Annotated in this window: 1 protein-coding gene; it reads left to right on the forward strand. The window is 67.9% G+C overall.

All coding sequences use genetic code 11. The features are described 5' to 3' along the window. Positions 1 to 759: hypothetical protein (locus tag QSK31_RS48515; RefSeq protein ID WP_285691996.1), on the forward strand; the 759-nt coding region annotated here is incomplete at both ends.

Raw genomic sequence — 759 nt, forward strand, 5'->3', positions numbered from 1 at the left:
GTCGAAGGCCAGCGCCGCGCAGGCCGCCGCGAAGCCGCCGGCCGATGATAAGCAGGCGCAGGGTAAGGCGGCGAATGCGGAGAAGATGAATGCCGCTCAGCCGGGTGCGTTTGATAAGGCCGCGTTCATCGCCGCGGTCAACAAGGCCATCGCCGATCAGGCGCCGAAGAATCTTGACGAGGCTGACAACTTCGGTGATTCGGGTAAGGCTGATGCGGTCAAGGGTCAGGTCCAGGGCAAGGTCGGCCAGGGTAAGGAACAGTCGGCCAAGCAGATCGAGACCACCACCAAAGCCGCCCCCGACACGTCCGCGGCGAAAGAGAAGCCGGTCACCCCTCTTGCTCAAGAGCCGGCGCCGGGTAACCCGGGTGCGCCGAATGCGGCCAACGCGGTGCCGGACAGGGCCCCGGCGGCGGCGACGGATTTCTCGGCCGGGCCGGCGCAGGTCGATCAGCAGATGACCGACGCCCAGGTCACCGAGGAACAGCTGGCCAAGTCGAATGAGCCGGAGTTCACCGGCGCCCTGCAGGAGAAGAAGGCCGGCGAGGAACACGCCGCGACCGCACCCGGTGAGGTCCGGACGGCTGAGGCGCAAACCTTGGCTGGGGCGAAGGCGGATGCGTCGGCGACCGGGGCGCAGGCGGTGGCGGGGATGCGCGGGGACAAACTCGCCGCCAGCAACGCTGTCGGTAAAGGTCAGCAAGGTGCTCAGGGCAAGGACGAGTCGAAACGGGCGCAGGTCACCGCGAAGCTGCAGGC

The sequence above is a fragment of the Actinoplanes sp. NBRC 103695 genome, assembly GCF_030269485.1.
In the GTDB taxonomy this organism is placed as follows: Bacteria; Actinomycetota; Actinomycetes; order Mycobacteriales; family Micromonosporaceae; genus Actinoplanes.